Source organism: Cryobacterium sp. TmT2-59 (genome assembly GCF_004403545.1).
Classification (GTDB): Bacteria; Actinomycetota; Actinomycetes; order Actinomycetales; family Microbacteriaceae; genus Cryobacterium; species Cryobacterium shii.
The window spans coordinates 1-20648 of the sequence record NZ_SOGM01000020.1; the positions used below are offsets into that span (position 1 = coordinate 1).

At 66.0% G+C, this 20648-nt stretch carries 24 protein-coding genes; 4 read left to right on the top strand and 20 right to left on the bottom strand.

Going from position 1 to position 20648, the window contains the following annotated elements:
* Positions 1 to 368, top strand: a 368-nt coding sequence (locus tag E3T24_RS03480; protein ID WP_166789159.1) for an integrase core domain-containing protein, incomplete at its 5' end; no start/stop codon positions are given.
* A gap of 13 nt (positions 369 to 381) precedes the next feature.
* Here E3T24_RS03480 and E3T24_RS03485 read toward each other — a convergent pair.
* The 3 genes from E3T24_RS03485 to E3T24_RS03495 all read right to left on the bottom strand — a co-directional run bounded on the left by E3T24_RS03485 (position 382) and on the right by E3T24_RS03495 (position 2043).
* Positions 382 to 555 (bottom strand): NUDIX domain-containing protein, encoded by a 174-nt coding sequence (locus tag E3T24_RS03485; RefSeq protein WP_134434300.1) that lies wholly within the window; start codon positions 553 to 555, stop codon positions 382 to 384.
* 192 nt (positions 556 to 747) lie between these two features.
* Positions 748 to 1632, bottom strand: a complete 885-nt coding sequence (locus tag E3T24_RS03490; RefSeq protein ID WP_134403357.1) for a DNA polymerase III subunit epsilon — start codon at positions 1630 to 1632, stop codon at positions 748 to 750.
* A 33-nt stretch (positions 1633 to 1665) separates the two neighbouring features.
* Positions 1666 to 2043, bottom strand: coding sequence for a 3'-5' exonuclease (locus tag E3T24_RS03495; RefSeq protein WP_134434301.1), 378 nt, complete (start codon positions 2041 to 2043; stop codon positions 1666 to 1668).
* Positions 2044 to 2254: 211 nt separating this feature from the next.
* Here E3T24_RS03495 and E3T24_RS03500 point away from each other — a divergent pair, with 211 nt between their 5' ends.
* The gene (locus E3T24_RS03500) at positions 2255 to 3100 is read left to right on the top strand and encodes a uracil-DNA glycosylase (RefSeq protein WP_134403355.1); all 846 of its coding nucleotides are present in this window, start codon (positions 2255 to 2257) and stop codon (positions 3098 to 3100) included.
* A gap of 234 nt (positions 3101 to 3334) precedes the next feature.
* Here E3T24_RS03500 and arr read toward each other — a convergent pair whose 3' ends face one another.
* The 13 genes from arr to E3T24_RS03565 form a co-directional block, all read right to left on the bottom strand.
* On the bottom strand, positions 3335 to 3745 hold the full coding sequence (arr, locus tag E3T24_RS03505; RefSeq protein ID WP_134365517.1) for an NAD(+)--rifampin ADP-ribosyltransferase: 411 nt from the start codon (positions 3743 to 3745) through the stop codon (positions 3335 to 3337).
* Positions 3746 to 3789: 44 nt separating this feature from the next.
* Complete coding sequence (locus E3T24_RS03510; RefSeq protein WP_134365518.1) at positions 3790 to 4179, bottom strand: hypothetical protein; 390 nt, start codon at positions 4177 to 4179, stop codon at positions 3790 to 3792.
* Between the two features lie 8 nt (positions 4180 to 4187).
* Positions 4188 to 4454, bottom strand: a complete 267-nt coding sequence (locus tag E3T24_RS03515) for a nuclease-related domain-containing protein (RefSeq protein WP_134434302.1) — start codon at positions 4452 to 4454, stop codon at positions 4188 to 4190.
* Positions 4455 to 4737: 283 nt separating this feature from the next.
* A complete protein-coding gene (locus E3T24_RS03520) occupies positions 4738 to 6378 on the bottom strand; it encodes an amidohydrolase (protein WP_241978608.1) in 1641 nt (546 codons plus the stop codon).
* Entirely contained in the window at positions 6371 to 6895 is a 525-nt protein-coding gene (locus E3T24_RS03525; RefSeq protein WP_134434303.1) for a MaoC family dehydratase, read from the bottom strand. Before E3T24_RS03525 ends, E3T24_RS03520 begins: the two co-directional genes overlap by 8 nt.
* Complete coding sequence (gene fabG / locus E3T24_RS03530; protein ID WP_241976246.1) at positions 6888 to 7646, bottom strand: 3-oxoacyl-ACP reductase FabG; 759 nt, start codon at positions 7644 to 7646, stop codon at positions 6888 to 6890. Before fabG ends, E3T24_RS03525 begins: the two co-directional genes overlap by 8 nt.
* 53 nt (positions 7647 to 7699) lie before the next feature.
* Entirely contained in the window at positions 7700 to 8917 is a 1218-nt protein-coding gene (locus E3T24_RS03535; RefSeq protein ID WP_134365522.1) for an acetyl-CoA C-acetyltransferase, read from the bottom strand.
* A 26-nt stretch (positions 8918 to 8943) separates the two neighbouring features.
* A complete protein-coding gene (locus E3T24_RS03540) occupies positions 8944 to 9687 on the bottom strand; it encodes a TetR/AcrR family transcriptional regulator (RefSeq protein ID WP_160141098.1) in 744 nt (247 codons plus the stop codon).
* A gap of 105 nt (positions 9688 to 9792) precedes the next feature.
* Positions 9793 to 11427, bottom strand: coding sequence for an AMP-binding protein (locus tag E3T24_RS03545; protein WP_241978609.1), 1635 nt, complete (start codon positions 11425 to 11427; stop codon positions 9793 to 9795).
* Entirely contained in the window at positions 11424 to 12221 is a 798-nt protein-coding gene (locus E3T24_RS03550) for an enoyl-CoA hydratase/isomerase family protein (RefSeq protein ID WP_198415957.1), read from the bottom strand. The genes E3T24_RS03545 and E3T24_RS03550 overlap by 4 nt, the downstream gene beginning before the upstream one ends.
* Positions 12222 to 12279: 58 nt before the next feature.
* A complete protein-coding gene (locus tag E3T24_RS03555) occupies positions 12280 to 13035 on the bottom strand; it encodes an amino acid ABC transporter ATP-binding protein (protein WP_134365524.1) in 756 nt (251 codons plus the stop codon).
* 4 nt (positions 13036 to 13039) lie between these two features.
* Positions 13040 to 13690: an amino acid ABC transporter permease gene (locus E3T24_RS03560; protein WP_134365525.1), complete on the bottom strand. Its 651-nt coding sequence runs from the start codon at positions 13688 to 13690 to the stop codon at positions 13040 to 13042.
* 73 nt (positions 13691 to 13763) lie between these two features.
* The gene (locus E3T24_RS03565) at positions 13764 to 14603 is read right to left on the bottom strand and encodes a transporter substrate-binding domain-containing protein (RefSeq protein ID WP_134403352.1); all 840 of its coding nucleotides are present in this window, start codon (positions 14601 to 14603) and stop codon (positions 13764 to 13766) included.
* Between the two features lie 172 nt (positions 14604 to 14775).
* On the opposite strand from E3T24_RS03565, the gene E3T24_RS03570 reads away from it, so the two are divergent.
* Positions 14776 to 15198 (top strand): thioesterase family protein, encoded by a 423-nt coding sequence (locus tag E3T24_RS03570; RefSeq protein WP_134365527.1) that lies wholly within the window; start codon positions 14776 to 14778, stop codon positions 15196 to 15198.
* A 288-nt stretch (positions 15199 to 15486) separates the two neighbouring features.
* Here the strand turns inward: E3T24_RS03570 and E3T24_RS03575 are convergent, their stop codons facing one another.
* The 3 genes from E3T24_RS03575 to E3T24_RS03585 all read right to left on the bottom strand — a co-directional run bounded on the left by E3T24_RS03575 (position 15487) and on the right by E3T24_RS03585 (position 18516).
* Positions 15487 to 15963 (bottom strand): OsmC family protein, encoded by a 477-nt coding sequence (locus E3T24_RS03575; protein ID WP_134365528.1) that lies wholly within the window; start codon positions 15961 to 15963, stop codon positions 15487 to 15489.
* A 280-nt stretch (positions 15964 to 16243) separates the two neighbouring features.
* Positions 16244 to 16645, bottom strand: coding sequence for an amidohydrolase family protein (locus E3T24_RS03580; RefSeq protein WP_241978610.1), 402 nt, complete (start codon positions 16643 to 16645; stop codon positions 16244 to 16246).
* Between the two features lie 452 nt (positions 16646 to 17097).
* A complete protein-coding gene (locus tag E3T24_RS03585) occupies positions 17098 to 18516 on the bottom strand; it encodes an HNH endonuclease signature motif containing protein (RefSeq protein ID WP_166787150.1) in 1419 nt (472 codons plus the stop codon).
* Between the two features lie 292 nt (positions 18517 to 18808).
* Here E3T24_RS03585 and E3T24_RS03590 point away from each other — a divergent pair, with 292 nt between their 5' ends.
* The gene (locus E3T24_RS03590; protein WP_134365530.1) at positions 18809 to 19618 is read left to right on the top strand and encodes a pentapeptide repeat-containing protein; all 810 of its coding nucleotides are present in this window, start codon (positions 18809 to 18811) and stop codon (positions 19616 to 19618) included.
* Between the two features lie 126 nt (positions 19619 to 19744).
* Here the strand turns inward: E3T24_RS03590 and E3T24_RS03595 are convergent.
* Positions 19745 to 20648: dual specificity protein phosphatase family protein (locus tag E3T24_RS03595; RefSeq protein WP_174776537.1), on the bottom strand; the 904-nt coding region annotated here is incomplete at its 5' end.

Genomic DNA, 20648 nt, shown 5'->3' on the forward strand with positions numbered 1-20648 from the left:
CCCGGGTGAGCAACGACAACCCGTTCTCCGAGGCATGGTTCAAGACCTTGAAGTTCGCCCCGGTGTTTCCTGAACGCTTCGGCTCCGTGGGCGAGGCGCGGGCGTTCATAGCCGACTTCGTCGAGGGTTACAACCACACCCATCGCCATTCTGGGATCGGGCTGAACACCCCCGCGGACGTCCACTACGGCCTCGCGGCCGGCAAGGCCATCGACCGGTCAGCGACCTTGGCCGCCGCACGCGCCCAGAACCCGGAACGATTCGGCACCACGGCCGACCCGAAGATCCTCGCCCTGCCCGGCACCACCTGGATCAACAAACCAGCCGAGCAAGAAGAGAAGGAACAGGAAGCAAAACTAGCCGCCTAAACTCACGCTGGCCTCATTCACCTTGACNTTCGCGGAGCAATGCTTGCTGCGGTGACTCGTTTGACTCAATCTTGCCCCCGGGGAATTCCCACATGCCGGGCAGCGACATTGTCGAGCTCCGCTGTGCCGCGAGGATTGTCTCCCCTCTGGTGAGGACCGCGCCGACGACTTCGATTCTTTTCTTCAAGTGCCTACTCCGTTACTTGGCCGTCGATCCGTGTGGCCAGCTTATCTAGCAGCGGTGAGCGGCTCACATCAGGTGTGGGCGAGGCCCGCCGCTCAGAGCAAGGTCAGTCCGCTGTTTCGCTTCCAACACGCGCCCCGCATATCAACTGCTGGCTCCTCAGCGGTCACGGCCTTTGCGGGTCGCGCTCGGTGGTCAGGAACGACCCAGCAGGGAGCTCAACCCGGCTTCGCTCACAACGGGAATGCCATAGTCGCGAGCTGTGCGCGCCTTGCCCGACAAGGAGTCGGGGTCGGCCGCGACGACCAGGCGGGACTTCTTCGTCACGCCGGCTCCGGGAACAAATCCGTGCTGCGTAAGTTCGGCGTGCCAATCGGCACGCAACCGCAACATCTCACCGGTGAGAACGACGATGTCGCCCACGGTCAGCGCGAAGCGCTCCGACGAGGCGGCAGCCACCTTCGATGTCCTGGCAACCGGCGGCGCCACCAGCGCAGTCGCAACCGCCGCGGTCGGAAGCCCGAGCAGCTGCGCCACGGTGACGAGGTCGGCGATTTCGGCCTCGGTGAGAACCATGTCAACCCAGGCGATATGCACGAGGTCGTCGAAGTAACGTTCGTGCAGGGCCGCACAGGTGGCGCGGCCGATGCCGAGGTCTTCGGCGAGTTGCACGAGCGCCTGCGCCTCGTGGGTTGAGAGTTCGCGGTCGAGTAGGGCGAGGTCAAGGAGGGCCAGGTAATCCAACTGCTCAGCCGGGCCAGCGAACTCGGGGAGCTTCACCGTGATCCGGTCGAGCCATGATGCGGCCTTGACCGGTCCGGCGGGGGCAACATCGTCGCGGGAAACCCACTCTGACGCCTCTCCCAGAAAGGGTGGCCAAGGCACCGCGGCGGCGCCGGCCACGCTGCGAGCCCAGCCCGGGGCATCCGGGGCCTCGGCAATGTAGGCACCCAGCAGCCTTGCGGTCGCTACGGCATCGGCCAGGGCGCGATGCGCGTCCACGAGAGGGATGTCGTACGCGGCACAACAGTCGGAGAGCTTACGACCGGAGCCCGGGAGGAACTCGCGCGCCAGCTGCATGGTGCAGAGCGCCTCCAGCTTCAGCTCAGCTTCTTAGTCGAGCCGTTCCAGCTCCGCAAGCAGGAATCCAGTGTCAAACCGCGCATTGTGCGCTACCAGCACGCGCCCGGAGATGAGTTTGACGAGCTGGGGCGCGATCTGCTCGAAGGTCGGCGCCTGCATCACATCGGCCGCGCGAATGCGGTGGATGTCCTGCCTGCCAAGGTCGCGCCCGGGGTTGATCAGCGTGTCCCATCGGCCGGTGATACGGCCCGTTTCATCCACGTGAACGATTGCAACCCCGATGACCCGATGACTCGACTTCGCGAACAACCCGGTCGTTTCGAAGTCGATGACCGCATAGCCTTTGCCGCTGCCGGCCGTCACTTCGCTCGCATCCCTGTGCGCCGGGTGGCGGAGCCTGCCGGTCATCGGAGAGCTCCTGTCCCTATGATCCCGCCGTCTACCGCTGACACTCCAAGATAATCCGGGCTCATTCTTCAGTCCCCCAGCTGCTTGCCGATCATTTCTAATGCCAGCCTAGGTGCGCCGACATTGCTACGAACGCCTGTGATCGGCCCAGCTGTCCCCAGTCGGGGGCACCGCGAATTGGAGACGAGACGGTCTCACCTAGGCTTCAGACATGACCCGACGGATGGCCGACCCAGCGTTTCGCGACGACCAGATGAGCCGAATCCACGAGCCACAGGTAAGCGCGATCAACGCGCTCTGCGATCGCCTCATGGAGGAACTGCCCGGCTACTCCGTTCCGTACATCGCACCCCACTACGGAGCCTCGACGGCCGTCATCCTCGCACTGTCTTCGAACCCCGGCCCGCAGGCCGGCGGAGCCACGGGCTCAGGCATGTTGTCACGAGAAAACAACGACGGCTCGGCCGCCCGCATGGGCGACATCTACGAGACCGTTGGCCTCACCGACGACCAGGTCGTGCCGTGGAACGCGTACCCGTGGCACGTGCACGAAACGCACCCGAACGGCCTGCCGAACCGTCTGATCGACGATGGGCTCGATGCACTCAAGCGCCTTCTCGACCTGCACCCCAACATCCAGTCCATCGTCGCCCATGGGGGCGACGCTCACCGGAGCGTTCGGCAGCTCGTGTCGAAAAAGCGATTCGGTGAGTACGCGGATGCCCGTGGGTTGAAGACCTGGAACACGCGCCACACCAGCAACCGGGCATTCATTCTGCGCGAGCCGGAAAAATCCATCGCTCTCGAGGGCGTGTGCGAGGTCTACCGCGAAGCGATGGTGCACGCCGGGCTCAAACCGATCACCGCTCTCAAGGTCGACCTGCCCGCTCCAATGACCGGGCCCGAGCTTCGAGCGGCCGCTCGGGACGAGTTGCTTCCTCTGCTACCGGGTGCGGTCGAGGCCGAGGCTCGGATCAGGGACTATGTCCACGCGCTGCCGCCGCAACGGAGTCAGCGATTGCTGGTTGAGCTTCTCTCTCGCGATCTGATTTCATAGGCCAATGAATGTCCCGTTTTCGTGACACCGCGGCATGTGAAGCTGGCCGGTCGCCACGCCGCGTAGCGGACGGCAGCCGTGCCTCGCGGCGATCTCGAGGGCTTCGTCAATGTCGTCGACTGAGAAAGTCGTCGACTGAGAAAGCGACGCGACGCATGCCAATCGCGAGTGGGGTTCGTCTCAATTGCATCGGGGGTGGATGTACTCGAAGAGTTCCGCTGGCGTTGACGCTCATCAGTTGATGATTTCCCCTCGCTCGGTCTCGCGGAGTGCTGTGAGGCGGTCCTTCCATGCCTGTAGCGCCTCGGGCGTCTGTCGCGTCCAGGCGGTGATTTCTCCGAGGACCCTGAGTGGGGCACTGCTCCGGTACGACCGGGTGGGGTTGCCGGGGAACTTCTTATCGGTCACATTCGGGTCATCCTCAAATGCCCCGGTCGGCTCGACGGCGTAGACGCGGGGGGCGCCGTCGCCCGCCGCGAGTTCGGCAGCAAGTCCAGCACCATTCGGAAGGGCGGTGAAGTAGACGTGATTCATTACGACTTCGGGACGATAGTTAGACCTGAAGCCCGCTCTCAGGAGGTCACCGTCCCGGAGATCGGCTTTTGTGCCGTGAAAGAACGGACCCTCGTCCAGCGGTTGAGTCACTGCAGCATCGTAAGCCGACGACATCCGTGCATGAAACTACCCCGTCACCACGGGCCGCCCGTCAGGATGGCGCCGAGCACGGACGGCAGCAGCTGCGACGCGCCGAAGGCGGTTGCGCACAGCGCAAGGGTGCCGACGAAGCTCCACACTCTCCGCCGCGTGCGCGCCGCGAGAACCTCGGCATCGAGCGAGGTGAAGCGCGCCAGCACGTTCTCTGTCGGCGGGAACACCGGGGCCGGCCACGTGGCCGGGTTGTCGATGATCGTGGCGAGCTCCGCCAGGTCACCGGCGTTGAGAATCACGGGACGCTTCAGGAGCCAGCGTCGCAGGGCGGCGTCGGTGGCGACTTTCACCTGTTCCGGATTCACCTTGACGGTCAACGACTTGGGGTTGACCAGGGCGAGCACGGGTTGCGCGGCCGGGAGCAGCGGCATCCGTTCTCTCAGCAGTTTCGTGACCCGCCGGCCTCGTATTCGGCGTTGCGGATGTAGGACTGCTTCTGGCCGGATACCATCAGACCTCGGCCGGCGACCCACACGGTTTTGCCCGCGTGGTGCTTCGTGTTGATGGTAAAGATGCCGCCAGGGCCGATGACGATGTGGTCGATGTCCGAGCCCTTCTTGCCGATGGGGAGGGCGTGGAAGGACGTCCACTGTGGGGGCAGGGTCGCGAGGATTTCGCCGACCACGTTCTCGCCCTTGGCGTCCAAATATCAGCTGACGCTGTCGGCGCGCAACGGAGAGTTGCCGCAGAACCGCGCGAAGGTGGTGCGTGGCGGCGTGCTGGCGTGCTGCCGTGCTGCCGCAGCAACTCCTCGCTCACCGCCTGTGCCGCGAACTCCCGGATTTCTTCGCCTGCGAGCCTGAGCCGAAGCCGGTCAGCCGTTCACCAGCGTCGTGAGGGGTCCCGAATCGACCTTGGTTTACCTGCGGAAGGTCGATTTGGGACCCCTCACAGGCGACGGTCACCATCAAGCCGGTTGGGCGTGCCGGTCACAGGCGGTCGTGGATGAAGGTTCCACCCACGACGGTTGCCATCACGGCGATGTCTGAGATCTCCTCCACCGGGCTCAACAGCGGGTTCCGGTCGAGGAACACGAAGTCGCCGAGCTTTCCGGGCCGGATGCTGCCGCGGAGCCCGGCCTCGCCGGTCGCCTCGGCGGACCCCAGGGTGTAGGCGCGAAGTGCGGCCTCCACGCTGATCCGTTCCCCGGGGCCGTAAACCTGGTCGCCGCCGTAGCGCCGTTCGACGAATGCCTGGATATTGGGCAGGACGGTCCCCGACGTCACGGGCCGATCGGAGCTGCCGGGGAGCGGTATGCCGGCTGCGATGAGCGATGCCGCCCGGTAGGACTGGTGTACGCGTTCCTCCCCGAGCGCCCGCGCCATTTCGGCGCCGAACGCGGGGACGAAACCGGGTTGGGGAACGACGACGGCGCCCACCGCCGCGAGGCGGGCGAGCTGGGCATCCGTGATGACGCCACCGTGCTCGATGCGGTTCGGGACGGAGCGTGGGCCGTAGGCCTCCCGCGCGAACTCGAACACCTCGAGGGCGAAGTCGATGGCTTCGTCACCGATGGCATGCGCGGCGATCGACCAGCCGGCGCGATATGCGGCGAGGATTCTCTGCCGCATCTCCTCGACATCCCCCTGGAAGTAGCCGTGGTTGTCCGACACGCCGGCGCAGTAGGCCTCGGACATGGCGGCGGTCAGGCCCAGCAACGAACCGTCGAGGAAGACCTTGGTCGGGCCGATCTTCAGAAAATCGTTGCCGAAGCCGGTGCGAACACCGAGATCGAGGCCCAGTGTCATGTTGTCGTCGCGGTGACCGCTCATCTCGTGCAGGGCATCCAGGGAGACCATCAGTTGCGCCCGCGCTCGAAGCACGCCCGTCTCGAGCGCCGTCTGGTAGGCGCCGAGTTCGAGGGGACTGTGCCCGATCCAGCCTCCGGCGATCCCGGCCTCCGTGAAGCTCGTGATGCCCTCCGTCGCATAGACCTGGGTTGCACGATCGATCGCGCCGACGATGCTGCCCTGGGAGTACGGGAGGAACAAGCGCTGCACGGCCTGCTGCGCGCGTTCCTCCAGCAAGCCGGTGAACCGACCCCGTTCGTCGCGGACCGCCACGGCGCCGGCCTCCTCGCGGTAATCGGCTGCGAGGAAACCGGCCAGGCCGAGCGCCGTGCTGTTGACGATGCAGGCGTGGCCGGAGTTGTGCCGAATGTAGATCGGGTTTCGCGGAGCTATGGCGTCGAGCATGTCGATGTCGGGGTAGCGTCCCCCGAACTTTTGGTGATTGAAGCCCGAGGCGACGACCCATGCGCCATCCGCACTCTCGCCGGCGCGACGCTGCAGCGCCGCGTAAACGTCGTCCATGCTGCTCTGGACGCTGAGGTCCACCTCGGTGAGCGACAACCCGAACCAGGTCGTGTGGCAATGCACGTCGTTGAACCCCGGCAGTACCGTCAGGCCGGCCGCGTCGACCTCCCGATCGGCGGTGGCCCCGTCGAGTTCCTCCCCCACTGCGACGATGCGGCCGGCTGACACTCCGACCGAGCGGGCGGCGGGCCGGTCCGCATACATGGTCAGAATGGTGGCGTTGCGGATCAGAAGATCCAGCTTGCGTTCAGACACCGGCGACCTCGGGGACCTCGGGGACCTCGGGGACCTCGGCGGCTGTTTCGGGCACGAGGGCGACGAGGGTATCGGCGACCAGTCCCGGCCGAGGAGAGCCCTCGATCTCGACGACGTAGTTCACACCCGCCAGCACCAACCCCGATTTCGCGGACACCGAGGTCAGCGTGGCTCGCGCCCGAATGCGGGAGCCCACGGGCACAGGGGCGGGAAACCGCAACCGATCGATCCCATAGTTGATGATGTCGGACACGCCGTCGACTCGGTAGAGCTGACGGGCGAACATGCTCAGCAGCGAGACCGTGAAATAGCCGTGTGCGATCGTGACGCCGTAGCGAGAACCGCCCGCGAACGCGGGGTCGCAGTGGAGTGCCTGCCAGTCCTGGGTGACGTCGGCGAAGGCATCCACTGCCGGCTGTTCGACGGTCATCCACGGGCTGGGGCCGAGTTCTTCGCCCACCGACCCGATGAGGTCGTGGGTGGAGGAGAACACGCGCAGCGGTGCCGAGTCAGCCATGCGGGCCCCCGGCGACGTACAGGACCTGGCCCGAGACGAAACCGGAGCCCTCCCCGGCGAAGAACGCGACGGCGTCGGCCACGTCTTCGGGCGAGCCCACGCGCCGCACCGCCGTGGCCACCGCCGCGCTGGCCTGCAGCTCTTCGAAGGACACACCGATTCGTTCGGCCGTGGTGCGGGTCATGTCGGTGGCGATGAATCCGGGAGCCACGGCGTTGACCGTGACCCCGAACGGGCCCAGTTCCCAGGCCAAGGTCTTCGTGAAACCCTGGATGCCGGCCTTGGCTGCGGCGTAGTTCGCCTGGCCTCGGTTGCCCAGGGCGGAGGTGCTGGACAGGTTGACGATGCGCCCCCACTTGGCTGTGACCATGTGCTTCTGCACGGCTCGGGACATCAGGAACGCTCCGCGCAGATGCACGTTGAGCACCAGATCCCAGTCGTCGGCGCTCATCTTGAACAACATGTTGTCGCGCAGGACCCCGGCGTTGTTGACGAGGATCTGTGGTTCACCCAGGCGCGCGACGACATCCGCCACCGCCTGGTCGACTGAAGCCTCGTCGGCCACGTCGACGGCGACGGCAATCGCGTTGGCGCCCGCGCCGACCAGCTCGCGCACGGTGGATTCCGCGGCCGCCAGGTTGCGGTCGAGTACGGCCACGGCGTTGCCCTCCCGGGCCAAGCGCGCCGCGATCGCGGCCCCGATTCCCTGCGCTCCCCCGGTCACTATGGCCACGTGTCGTTCATTCTTCATGATCGTTCATCCCATCTTTTTGAGCGGTCATTACCGTTTACCTGAGCCACCGTTTACCGGAGCCTCTCGAGGGCCAGGGCCATGCCCTGGCCTCCGGCCACACACATGGCCTCCAGCCCGAACTGGCGATCGTGCACCCGCAGTGAGTGCACCAGCGTCGTTGCGATGCGTGCGCCCGTCATGCCGTAGGGATGCCCCAGGGCCAGGCTTCCGCCGTTGACGTTCACCCGGCCGGGATCGATGCCGAGATCTCGGACATTCGAAAGCACCTGCACGGCAAAGGCCTCGTTGATCTCGACTTCGTCGAAATCGGCGACGGACATCCCGAGTCGCTGAAGCAATGTGCGGATCGCCGACACCGGCCCGGTGCCCATGATCTCCGGCGAGGTGGCGGAGACACTCGTGCCGAGGATGCGCGCGAGCGGCTGGATGCCCAGTTGCTGCGCGCGTCGGTCCGACATGATGACGAGTGCCGCCGCCCCGTCGTTGAGAGGGCAGCTGTTGCCAGCGGTCACGGTTCCCCCGGGGCGGAATGCCGGCTGCAGGGCCCCGAGCCCGTCCAGGGTCGTCCCGGGCCGGGGGCTGTCGTCGGCCGAGATGACCTTCCCATCGGCTCGACGGTACGGGGTCACTTCCTCGGCCCAGAAGCCCCTCGCGTCGGCGGCCGCCGCGAGGGTTTGGCTCCGCAGCGCGAACTGGTCCTGGTCGTGCCGGCTGATCCCGGAGAGGGAGGCGACGTTCTCGGCAGTCTGACCCATCTGGATGTACACGTCGGGGAGTTGCCAGTCGAGCCGTGGATCCGTCCAGGGTTCGGCGGTCTCGGCCCGGTGTCTCGACCTCGCCGCCGCCTCCTCGAAGCGAGGGCTCCGCGAGCCGGGGAGGTTGTCGACGTCGGTCAGCGCGAAGCTCGAGATGGATTCCACTCCGGCGGCAATGAAAACGTCACCCTCACCAGACCTGATGGCGTGGGCGGCCGACCGGATGGACTGCAGCGACGAGGCACAGAACCGCGACACCGTCAGCCCGGGAACCGTGTCCCAGCCCAGTTGCACGGCGATGACCCTCGCCAGGTTGCTGCCCTGAAGGCCACCGGGTACACCGCAGCCCAGGATGATGTCCTCGACCTCCCGTGGATCGAGTGGCGGCACGGCCGCGACGGCGGCCTGGATGGCGGCGACGGCGAGGTCTTCCGGTCGTTCAGTGGCGAAGCTTCCCTTGAAGGCCCGCCCGATCGGTGTGCGCGCGGTGGCGACGATGACCGCTTCAGGCATGGGTGCCCTCCCGCCTCGGGGAGAAGCTATTTGACGGCGCGGTTGGCCTTGCCGTCGGGAACCCGGATGGCCCAGATCTCTTCAACCAGCGAGTGGATGTCGAGGTGATTCTCCGGTTCGGTCCAGGTCGGCCGGCCGTCGCAGCCGCGGAGGAGCGCCGCGGCGAGTTCCACGTGGATGTCGGCGATTTCGTCGGGCGAGTGTCGGCCGTCCACGGAGTACCAGCGCGCGACGCCGGAACACATTTCGAGAAGCGCGATTCGTGCCGCGCTTTGATCGGGGACGGTGAAGAATCCGGCTGCGACACCCTCGGCGATGGCATCAGCCCAGAATTTCTCGTAGGAGTCGCGCTGCTGAATGATGAGCATGCGATCGTCCGGCTCGAGAGCGCTGACCTGGTTGTCGACCACATTGGAGGCGTCGCGCCGGAGCGCGTGGGTGATGACGTGCATCCGCACCAGGCCGGCGAGTCGGATGCGCACGTCGTCTGATTGGGATTCGATGACGCGAGCAGCCAGGAGCAGGCGATCGAGGGCGTCCTGCATGATTTGAAAGAGCAGACGCTCCTTGGTTCCCATGTAGTGATAGAGAGTGGCGCTCGACAAATTTGCGCCTGCGGCCAGATCACGGATGCCGGTGCCGTGGAAACCGCGAACGGCGAACAGGTGCACCGCCGACTCGAGCAGTCGCTGGTGGGTGTCGTTGATTGCGGGGCTGTCCACCGATCGAACGAGGGGCTCTCGACCGAGGGGTTCGACTGAGCTGGACACGGAGACTCCTCTATTTTCGAACTGCACAGGCGGCCGCTCGGATGATCGTATCCTGCGGTGCCCGATGTCTGTCCTGATTGCGCCCCACGGATGCGGGCTGCTTCTTCATTCATGCCAGCGCCCCTCCTTCGAGTCCCAGGCGCCGCGGAGCGATCCGGCCTGGGTCAGCTCGTGTTTCGCGACTCGTTCCGAGACGGTGCGCGGCAGTTCACGCTCGACCCGCCAGTATCTCGGAACCTTGAAGTAGGCGAGTTCGGTCGCGCAGCTCGCGGACACGCTGTCGATCAGGTCCACCGCGGAAGGGGCCGGGGCTGAAGGCACGAGGTAGGCCAGCACCTCCTCGCCTCGGAGCTCGTCGGGCACGGCGACGACGGCCGCCAGCTCCACACCGGGGTGGAGGACGAGGACCTCCTCGACCTCGATCGCGGAGATGTTCTCGCCGCTTCGCCGGATCATGTCCTTCGTGCGGCCGCGGTAGTAGAGGCGTCCGAGCTCGTCTCGCTCGGCGAGGTCGCCGGTGTGGAACCAACCGCCGCGGAAGGCCCGCTCGGTCGCCTCGGCATCCTCGAAGTAGCCGGTCATCAGCCCCGCTCCGCGCAACAGGAGCTGCCCGGTTTGGCCTACCGCGCAGGGGGCCCCCGAGTCGTCGACGACGAGGGCCTCACGATGGGATCGAGGCCGCCCGAGGCATCCGGAACCCAGCAACTCGTCGTGTTCGTCGACGTCGACGAACAGGTCGGCGCCGGTTTCGGTCATCCCGAACGCTTCGTACCACGGGGCGCCCCAGCGCTCTTCGAGGGCCCGGTGAATAGAGGGCGGGATGGCAGAGGCCTGCACCGCGCGAACGCGGTTGTTCCGGTCCTCGTCGCTCGGCGGCATCTTCAGCAGCAGCGTGGGCATGAGGCCGAGGCAGTAAAAGTAGGTGACCTGGAACTCTCGCACGCTCTGCCAGAAGGTGCTCGGGTGGAACCGGTCCAGAATGACCAGCTCGACCCCGGCGAGAAGTGCGCTCGCGACGTTCCACTGCGGATCGATGTAGTGGAACGGCTGCACGGTGAGCATCACGTCGGCATCCGTCAGGTGCGGGAAGTCGTGTTGGAGCGTCCAGGCGATCGACAGCCAGTACTCGTGCGGGAGAACACACCCCTTCGGCTTGCCCGTCGTGCCTGAGGTGAACTGGATGTTCGACGTGTCCCCAGGTTTCGCCTGGTCGAGTGGAGCCGCGGGCTCCCGCGGCGAGTCCCCTGATCTCCAACCGAGCAGAAGTCCCTCGAGCGAGAAGACTTTCTCGAGCAACGGGCACCGTTCCGCTACCTGCCCGGCCAGGGACAGGAACTCCTCCACCGTCAGGAAAGCCGTCGCCCCGGCGAGGGACGCGACGTGCGTGGCGTCGGTAAGACGGTAGTTCGTGTTCATCGGCACAACGATGGCGCCCAATCGCGCGAGAGCGAGCCAGGCCGCGGGGAACTCCAGTGTGTTCTTCGCCATCAGCACCACACGGTCCCCGGCGCCGATCCCGACCGCCGAGAGCTCACCGGCAAGGTATCGGGTGACGGCCTCGACCTCGGTGAAGGACAAGGTCTCGCCGGTGGCCCCGAACCGCCACGCGGTCCGATCGGCCCACCGCTCGGCCGCCCGGGTGATCAGGTCGCCGAGGTTGCCGACTCCGTCGATGTGAGCGTCCGCACACACGCCCTGACTGCCGGCCGCCCGAACGAGGTCGTCGCCTGAGTCGATCACTGACCGCTGCCCGCCGGCCTCGACCCCGTGGTGGCGAACTGGTCGCGGGCATCCGCGGCGTCTGCGGAGTCACCGGTCAAGAGGGCGTTCTGGATTTCGAGTTTCATCGCCGTTTCGACCTGCGGGCGAACGGCGCTCTCGAACGCTTCCTTCGCGAGCGAGAGGGCGCGGTGGGGCAGCGCCAGAAGACGTCGGGCAAGTTCTTCCGCAACGCGCAGGTGGTCACCGGGCGCTGTCACTCGGTTGATCAGGCCGAGCGACTTCGCCTTCTCGGCACCGAACGTCTCACCGAGCAGGATCAGTTCCTTGGCCATCGGCAGCCCGACGGCCTGAGGGAGAAGGTAGGAGATCCCCCCGGTGACGGACAGGCCCACCGAGACCTCCGGGAATCCAAACTGCGTCCCCGCATCCGCGACGATGAAGTCACAACTCAGGGCGAATTCCATTCCCGCGCCCAGGGCGTAGCCATGGACGGCCGCGATGGACACGGTGGCCGAGTCGCGCAGCAGTCGAGTGATGCCCTGCAGCGCGTGAAGGTGCTCGAGGGCTTCCGGCGAATCCGGGGGAAGCGTCTCTGCCTTGAGGTCATGCCCCGCGCAGAACGCCCGCCCGTCGCCGGAGATCACGGTGACCAGAGCGTGTTGCGCTGCCGCCTGGTCCAATGCGCGCTTGAGATCAGCAACGAGCTGGGGTGAAGCCGCGTTGAGCCGCTCCGGCCGGTGCAGTCGAATAAAGGCGATCTGGTCCGCCATTTCGAATGTCGCGAAATGCGTGGGTACGTCAGTGCCGGTCACGTGTTCATCCTTTGTCACGTCGTGTGTGTGAGTTGTCCGATGGTCTTGCTGCAACGGCTCAGCCATCGGCCTGCAACTTGCTGAGAAAGCTTCTGGCTCGGTCTGATGCCGGTGCGTCCAGAACGATCTCCGGCGGCCCTTCTTCGGCGATGGCCCCATCTGCCAGGAGCACGACATGGTCGGCAACCTGCCGGGCGAATCTCATCTCGTGTGTGACCACGACCATGGTCATGCCTTCGTCAGCGAGTTCGCGCATAACTTGCAGCACCTCACCGACCAGCTCGGGGTCCAGGGCCGAAGTCGGCTCGTCGAACAGCATGAGCTTCGGCGTCATCGCCAACGCACGCGCGATGGCGACGCGCTGCTGCTGACCGCCCGAGAGGGCGCTCGGGTAGCTGTTCGCCTTCTCACCGAGACCCACCCGGAACAGCAGCTTCGCGGCTCGATCATGCGCCTCGCTCTTAGACCGCTTGCCCACAACGACCTGCGCCATCGTGATGTTCTCCAACGCCGTGAGGTGCGGAAAGAGGTTGAACGATTGGAAGACCATGCCGACGTGCTCACGCATGTGGTTCAGGGAACGCTCCCGGTATTCGAGACGTACTCCGTCGATTTCGACGGTGCCCGACGTCAGGCGTTCCAGGCCGTTGATACACCTGAGCAGGGTGCTCTTGCCCGCGCCGGATGGGCCGATCAGCACGGCCACCTCGCCCGCCCGCACTTCGAGATCGACGTTATTGAGGACGACGTTGTCCCCGAACTTCTTTGTGGCTCCGGTGATCCGAACCCGTGGCTGACCATCAATTTGAGTCATTGTTCTAACCTCGCTTCTGGAAGTAGCGTTCGACCTTGCCGGCGAAGAATGTCATCGCGCCAACCATTGCCAGGTAATAGAGGCTGACGATCGCGTAGTAGGTGAGTGGCTGGAACGTTGCCGCGGACAAGCGCTGCGCGGTCATGAAGAGTTCATCAACGGTGATGAAGGATGCGACGGCGCTGTCCTTGAGGGACACGATCGCCTGGTTCACCAGCGCCGGGACAACGACGCGGAGAGCCTGCGGTGCGACCACCCTGCTCATGGTGGCCACCCTGCTCATGCCTAGTGAACGAGATGCCTCGACCTGGCCGTTGTGAACGGAGTTGATGCCCGAGCGGAAGATCTCAGCGACGTAGGCGGAGCTGTGCACGCTCAGCCCGATTGCCGCGGCCGTGAAGGCATCCACTTTGAAAACGGAGACGATGCCGAAGTAGATGACGAAGAGCAAGGCGATGAGGGGTATCCCTCGGACGACGGCCAGATATCCGGTCGCGAACCGTGAGAATGCCGGGATGCTGCTCATCTTCATGGCCACGATGATTGCGCCGAGGATGACCGAAAAAACGAGCGTGAGTGCGGTGAGGCCAATCGTCACCGACAGGCCCTTGAGCAATGCTGGCGAACTGGCAATCAGGGCGTTCAGGAATTCCAATGGGTCTGCTTTCGTTCGGTGCGAGAGAAGAAACTGGGTTGCTGCCCGGTGGAGGGCAGCAACCCCACTTCTGCTAGCTGATGTCGGTCGCGAACCACTTCATGCTGATTTTTTTGTAGGTGCCGTCGTCGTGCATCGTCTTGAGCGCAGCGTTGATCGCGCTGAGGAGCTTGGGGTTGTCCTTGCTCACCGGGATCGAGGCGACGTCGGGGAAGAGGACGTCGCCCACAGCCTCGGCCTTGAGTCCGGCAGACTTGGCGAGGAACCGGCCCATGAAGCCCTGAGTGATGACAGCGTCAACACGGCCGGCCTCGAGGTCCCTGAGCGCATCGATGTCGGCCTGGTAGGTCTTGACCTCACCGACGCCGTCGAGGCCGTGAGCGAACTCTTCAAACGTCGTGCCCAGGGCCACTCCCACCTTGGCATCCTTGAGGCCGGTCACATCCTTGATCGAGGACCCCTTGGCCACGAAGAGCTGGGCGCCGGTGGAGTAGTACGGGTCAGAGAAGTCCACCTCCTTCTTGCGCTCATCCGTGCTCGCCATTGAGCCGATGATGGCGTCGTAGCGGTTGCCGACCAGGCCGGCGATGAGGGTGTTGAATGCGCCCGTGACGGGTGCTGCCTCGAGGCCGAGCTCTTTGGCCACCGCGGTGCACACGTCGACGTCAAAGCCGACGAGCTTGTTGGACTCATCGTAGAAATTGAAAGGGCGGTATTCGCCACTCATTGCGCAGGTCAGTTTTCCTGAAGCGACGACACTGACGGATTTGGGCTTGTCGGCGGCCGAGGCCGCGTCCGCGCCCGCGCCCGCGGCGGTTGGAGCGCAAGCGCTCAGGGAGACGAGCAGAGTGGCGGCCATCGTCGCGCCGAGGATGCGGCGGTGCATCGCGGAGAGTTGGTGTCGCTTGGTCATGGGGTCACTACTTTCTGTCCAGGTGCAGGGGGAATAGAGAGGAAAGCCGTGCAAGGGTCTAGAACGTATTCCTCGATCGATCGATCGATCGAATCAAGGGTTGATTTACCATATAGTCGAAATACGGTTCCGGCAAGACAAATTTTTCCGGGCCCCGAACCGGAGGAGTGCCATGACTTATGAAAACCGTTTCGACCTGTCGCTACGCTGGGCCGACATGGACGTTTACCGCCACGTGAACAATGTCGAGTTCTTCCGCCTCCTCGAAGAAGCCCGCGCTCGACTCTTCCTCCGGTCGGATGACGCATCCGAGATACTGGCCGGCGGCATCGTCGTAGCGAGTCAGCGCCTCGACTACCTGCGCCCGCTCCCTTATCGCACCGACCCCGTCACAGTCGGCCTGACCATAGCCGCGATAGGGCGGTCTTCCTTCACCCTGGACTGCCGGGTCTTCGACTCAGGTGAAGGCGCGGAGGATCGTGTGTACGCAGCCGGCTCGGTGGTGATGGTTGCCTTTGATGAGCAGGCGGAGCGGCCGCGTGCCCTGCAACCCACGGAGCGCTCCTGGCTGGAGCGTCGGAGTCAGACTGCCTGACCCAGGACCCGTTCGACACTCGCGGCCGGAGCGAGTCGCCGGCCGGTCCGGCTGTCAGGAAGAGGCCCTCGATCTGCGGCGGCGATCGCCAGGGCCATCAAGGACCTCGCTGCATATTGGGCCGCCGGAAGTCGGCAACGGCGCCGCAGCCATGGCGGACGCCAGGGCGGTGCGGTTTTCAGCCTGACGGGTCCCAAATCGACTTTCAATCGCCTCGGGAAGGTCGAGTTAGGACCCCTCACGGCGGGCTGAACGGATGCCTACCGGCCCGGCCCACGGCATCCGTCGCTACACAGAGGCGAGGGCTTCCTCCAGCTCTGCCGGAGCAGGGAGTCGCACGATGACGGGGGTTGCGTTGCCCAGGTTGTCCGAGACGGGGCAGCGAAGTCCGGCCAGGCGGAGTACCTCGTCGAGTTCGGCGGTGCTGGCGTCTGAATCGAAGTCGGCGGTGAGCTCGATGCCCTGGAATCCCGCCCGGTTTTCGGTGGGCAGCGCCATCAGCCGCGAGGGGTCCAGCTCGCCCTTGACCGTGAGCCGCAACGACCGCACATCAACGCCCTGCTCTTTGGCGACGAGATGGATGACGACGTTCATGCAGCCGGCGAGGGAGGCTAGGGCGTATTCGACCGGATTGGGCCCGGCGTCCTCACCTCCGAACATGGCGGGCTCGTCGATGATGAACGAGAAATCCCGCACCGAAACTGCGAGCTTGGTCGGCGATTCCGAAGTTCCCGTGACGGTGACCTTGAGTGGCTTGACGGACATGTGTTCTCTCCTCTGAGAAATGCACTGCCGCCCTCAGCGAGAACGCCAGCGCCCTTTCAGGCTACGCCCATGCAACACGGAGAAACGACGATTGGAGGCGCCCGACCGGGCAGTCACCGGCCCCGCTCAGCCGCCTTCTGCACAGGAGCCCCCTGCTCAGCCGTGCGAACCAATTCGACGGAGATTTTGGGCCGATGTGCTCTGACAGCCAAAAAATAGCTGCTTCAGGCACATTCTCGCGAGAATCTCCGTCGAATTCGTTAGGGGGCTGGGGCGGGAGCTACCCCGCGCACCACACCCCGGACTGCATGGTCGCCGTGACGCGCAGCCCGGCGTCGAGCACGATCAGGTCGGCGCGGTTGCCGGCGGCGAGGCGTCCGCGGTCGTGGAGGCCGACCATGTCGGCCGGGTTCTGGGTGGCCGCCTGCACCGCCAGGTGCAGCGGCACGCCGGCGATGTGCACGGCGTAGCGAACCGCTGCGCTCAGGGTGAGCACTCTGCCGGCGATCGTGCCGTCGGTCAGACGCGCCTCGCCGTCGGCGACGTGAACGTCGAGACCGCCGAGCTTGTAGTCGCCGTCGTGCGCGACGGTTGTACCGGCTGCGGCCATGGCATCCGTCACGAAGACGGGCCGCGAGGGGCTCTCGACGATGAAGCGCACCACGGCGGGGTGCAGGTGCACGCCATCGGCGATCAGCTCGGCGAAGACGTTCGGGCCTTTCAGCAGGGCGGCCAGGGCCGGGCTCCCGGTGGTGCATCGGGCGCATGGCGTTGAAGACGTGCGTGCCGGCCGTAGCCCCGGCGGCGATGGCCTGCCGGGTCAGGTCGTACGTCGCATCCGTGTGCCCGATCGCAGCCACGGCCCCGGTGCTGACACTCCTCGGCCGCAGCGAAGAACCCGGCTACCTCGAGAACTACGGCCCGGTCGACCCCGACACCGCCCGCGACCTCGCCTCGCGAGCGCCGAGCTTCACCCGCATCCTGATCCATCCAGAGACCAGCATCTTGCTCTCGGTCGGCCGGGGTGAGGGTGGGCGGGGTCATGGGGTGACTTTAGCGAACTGCCGGGCCGGGCATCCGTCTCGCGGTGCGCGGAACCAACGCCCGGGTCCGGTGTTGGGGATAGCGCCTCGGTCAGAAGGGGGCGTCGTCGGGCAGCGGTGGCCGGGCGGGCCTGAAGGGCCGGGGCGGGCCGGAACCGATCTGGGCTCTGACCTGGGCGGCAACGGGAGCGCCAACCTGACCACCGCCCGCGGCGCCAACCGGAGCGCCAACTTGAGCAGCAGTCTGGGCGCCAACGGGGGCACCAACCTGGGCGGCAGCGGAGGGCGCACCCGGTGGGGCGATCCAGGTGGCCGGTTGAGTCTCGAAGTCGCGCCCGGTGGGTGAATTCCAGATGAGGATGCCGCCCGGCTTCTGCTTCACCGTCCACGACGTCTCGGTTTTCAGGGTGTGGCTCGACCGACAGAGGTGCGCGAGGTTATCGTCGGCGGTTTGGCCGAGGTCTTGCCACTCCCGGCTGTGGTCCAGGTCGGCGCCGCGCGCGGGCTGGTTGCAGCCGGGGAAGCGGCAGGTTTCGTCTCGGAGGCGGAGGAAGCGTCGCATCCGTTTGGGTACCTTGTAGCTGTGCCGGCCGACCGAGAGCACGATGCCGGTCTCTGGATGGATCAGGATGCGGGTGAAGCTGGGCGCTCGCGAGGCGAGGTCGCGGGCGGTGTCGGGGTCGATCGGCCCGTAGTTCTCGAGGTAGCCGGGTTCTTCGCTGCGGCCGAGGAGTGTCAGCACCGGGACCGTGATCTGGACGGTGGCTCGGATGCCCGCCGCGAGTCCGGCCGGGGTGACCCCGTCGATCAGCAGGTCACTGAGCACGTCCGTGCGCAGTTGGGTCAGAGAGCGCTTCTCCTCCGGCCCCTGCAGGCTGCGGGCGGTGTCGTTCGCCCGGTTGAAGATGGCATGCACGGTCTCGGTGCTCGTGGTCAGGCTCAGCGTCGCCATCCCGTCGGTCTCGGCCTGCAGCCAGGACGTGCGTTCCGAGAAGGATTTCTCCTTGCGGGCGGCGATCGATTCGGGGTGCAGGCGTTCCCGGAGCATCCGTGCCTGGTGTTTGAGTTTGGCCGCCGTCAGGGTGCGCGCGGCGGGGAGCAGCGACTGCTCGAAGGCCGGCAACGCGTCGGCGGGCACCGAGCAGGCCTGGCCGATCACGGCCTGGGCGTGCTGGTAGCTGATCTCACCGGCGTGCAGCGCGGCGAGGGTGCCGGGGAGATCTTCGACCAGGGCCCGTGACTCGGCGATCAGGTTCTCGGCGGTGGGTTCGGGGATGCGCAGGGTGCACGCCAGTTCGCTCGAGAATTCGCGGTGGGCGATCTCGTGCGGGTCCCACCGGGAGTTTGCCCTGCGTGGAGTGTTGGCGGCGTTCGCCTCGCTGAACCGGCGCGCCTCGTCAATCATGTCTGCCCTCTTCGCGGCGTCCCGCGCGAGACTCCGGTGCACGGCGGCGATCGCGTCGAATCGCGTGCCGAGCTGCGCCTGAGAGATGCTCACCGAAGAGGTCATGCCCATCACATTAGGGGACACCACTGACACCCGGTCGTGGTCCAAAATAGGTGCGAATAGGCTGGTCAAATTTGCATTGTGGAGGGATGGCGGGGAAGGGGGGAACACAATGCCGGCCCGTAACGACCAGCCCACCGCGGCATCGCCAAGGTGAGAGACTTGAACATCGACGGGCCCAGGCTGGCAAAGCCAAAGCAAGCGTAGCGACGTGCACCCAGGGCGCACGGCCGGGAAAAGCTCAACGTGCGCGTCGCTCCCGGATGACCGCGAAGAACCGCAGTAGCCTTCCCGCATGAAAGCGAGCGATTCTCAGCAGTCCGTGACCGCTAAGGGGGTCAGAGGCGTCCTGGCTAGCCCGCCCTGGTTGGTGCGCGATGTCGTGGTCGCCCTCGTCGTCGGGATAGCAGCCGGCGTCATCTCCGGGCTCCTTACGACCGAGGCGCAGCGGGACATTGATGACCAGCGTTCGGATCGCGAGCGTGCAGCCGCTGAGACGCTGGCGGGTCAGTCCTACCGGCTGGAGAACCTTCGATTCGTGCGAGACCGGTCCTCAGACGACGCTCGCGGACGCCCGTACAACGGTTTAGACCTGCAGGGAATGGAATTGAGCGGGCTCTCCCTGACGGGCGCGGACTTCAGAAACGCGAATCTCAATGCAGCGGCCTTTCGCGATTCGGACCTCCGCGGAGCCGACTTCGCGTACAGCGACATCGGTGGCACGGACTTTTTCGGTGCGAAACTAACGGGCGCCGCATTCGTTCGCACAGAGTTTGACCGTAAGCACGGGCCTGCCTTGACTTTCTTCGCCGCCACGCTGGTCCACGCCAAGTTGATGGAGATGAAAATCGTCGACGTAGACCATGCAGATCTCACTGAGGCGATGCTTTACGGCTCGGACCTCACTGAGGCCAGCTTCATCGACACGAATCTCACGGGAGTTTGCTACGACGTGGGTACGACGTGGCCGAAAGACTTCAATCCACCGCCGACGGGTGACCCCAAGGCCTGCGGTCGGGGCCATGTGACCGATTTCTTCGCGGCTCGGGGTACTGCGATTCCTGATGAGTACCTTGGGCCGGGCAGCGATTTCGACACGGAATAGGCAGCGAGCGGATGCCACGCCGCGCCTTGAGGGGTCCCAAATCGACCTTCAATCGCCCCGGGAAGGTCGATTCGGGACCCCTCACGGATTCGGCCGAGTGTCAGCCGCGGACGCCGGCGCGAACCGTCAAGGCTGCCCGTTCAGGGATCCGGCGACGGCTCCCGCTCCGGGAAACGGCAGCGTCGTCGGCGGCGTCGGAAGCGTTCGAAGCGGCGTCGTCGGCGTCGGCAGCGGCGGCGGAACCAGCTCGCGCAGGAAGGTGACGTTGGGATTGGCGTTCGGCAGGGCATCCGTCACCTCGCGCAGCGCCTGCTCGATCGGCACGCCCCGGTGCCTCGCCGCGTAGAGCGCCCCGACCGTGGGCGTGCGGCTGATCGCCTGCACACAGTGCACGAATACGGTGCGACCCTCCGCCCGCAGCGCCGCGATCGCGTCGACCGTGTCCTCGAGCACGAAGGTGAGGTTGGGGTTGGCCCGCGGATCGACCTCGTCGACCAGCCAGACCGCGACCCGATTCTCGGCACGGATGCGATCAGGCACCTGGCTGCGCCCGACCCGGCAGAGCGACACGACGGCGTCGATCTCGGCCGGGAGGTCGTCGAGGATACCGACTGCGCCGAGCCAGACACCGTCGTCGTGCGGGTGCCGCACCAGGGTGGAGATGTCGCCGGAGGTGGCGTAGGCGAGGTGGTCGGCGGTGGGCCAGGTGGTCGCGACGCGGTCCTTGCGCGCGCGACGGTCGAGCACGGCCGGGTCTCGGCGCTCGGGGGCACCGGCTTCGCGCCGGTCGGGGGTGGCCGGGTCGCGGCGCTCGGGCAGGTCACCGTTGCGGCGTGATCGTCCGCCGTCGGCGCGCGCGGCCAGCACGCCCTGCCGCACCAGCTCGTCGGAGCGCAGCCCGTTCGGCCAGCCGTGCACGATCCGGCGCCACGCGGCCGGCACCGCGGATGCCCCGTAGCGGCCCCCGAGCAGCCCGCCGGCGATCGCGGCGACCGTGTCGGTGTCGCGGCCGCCGCGCACGGCGAGTTCG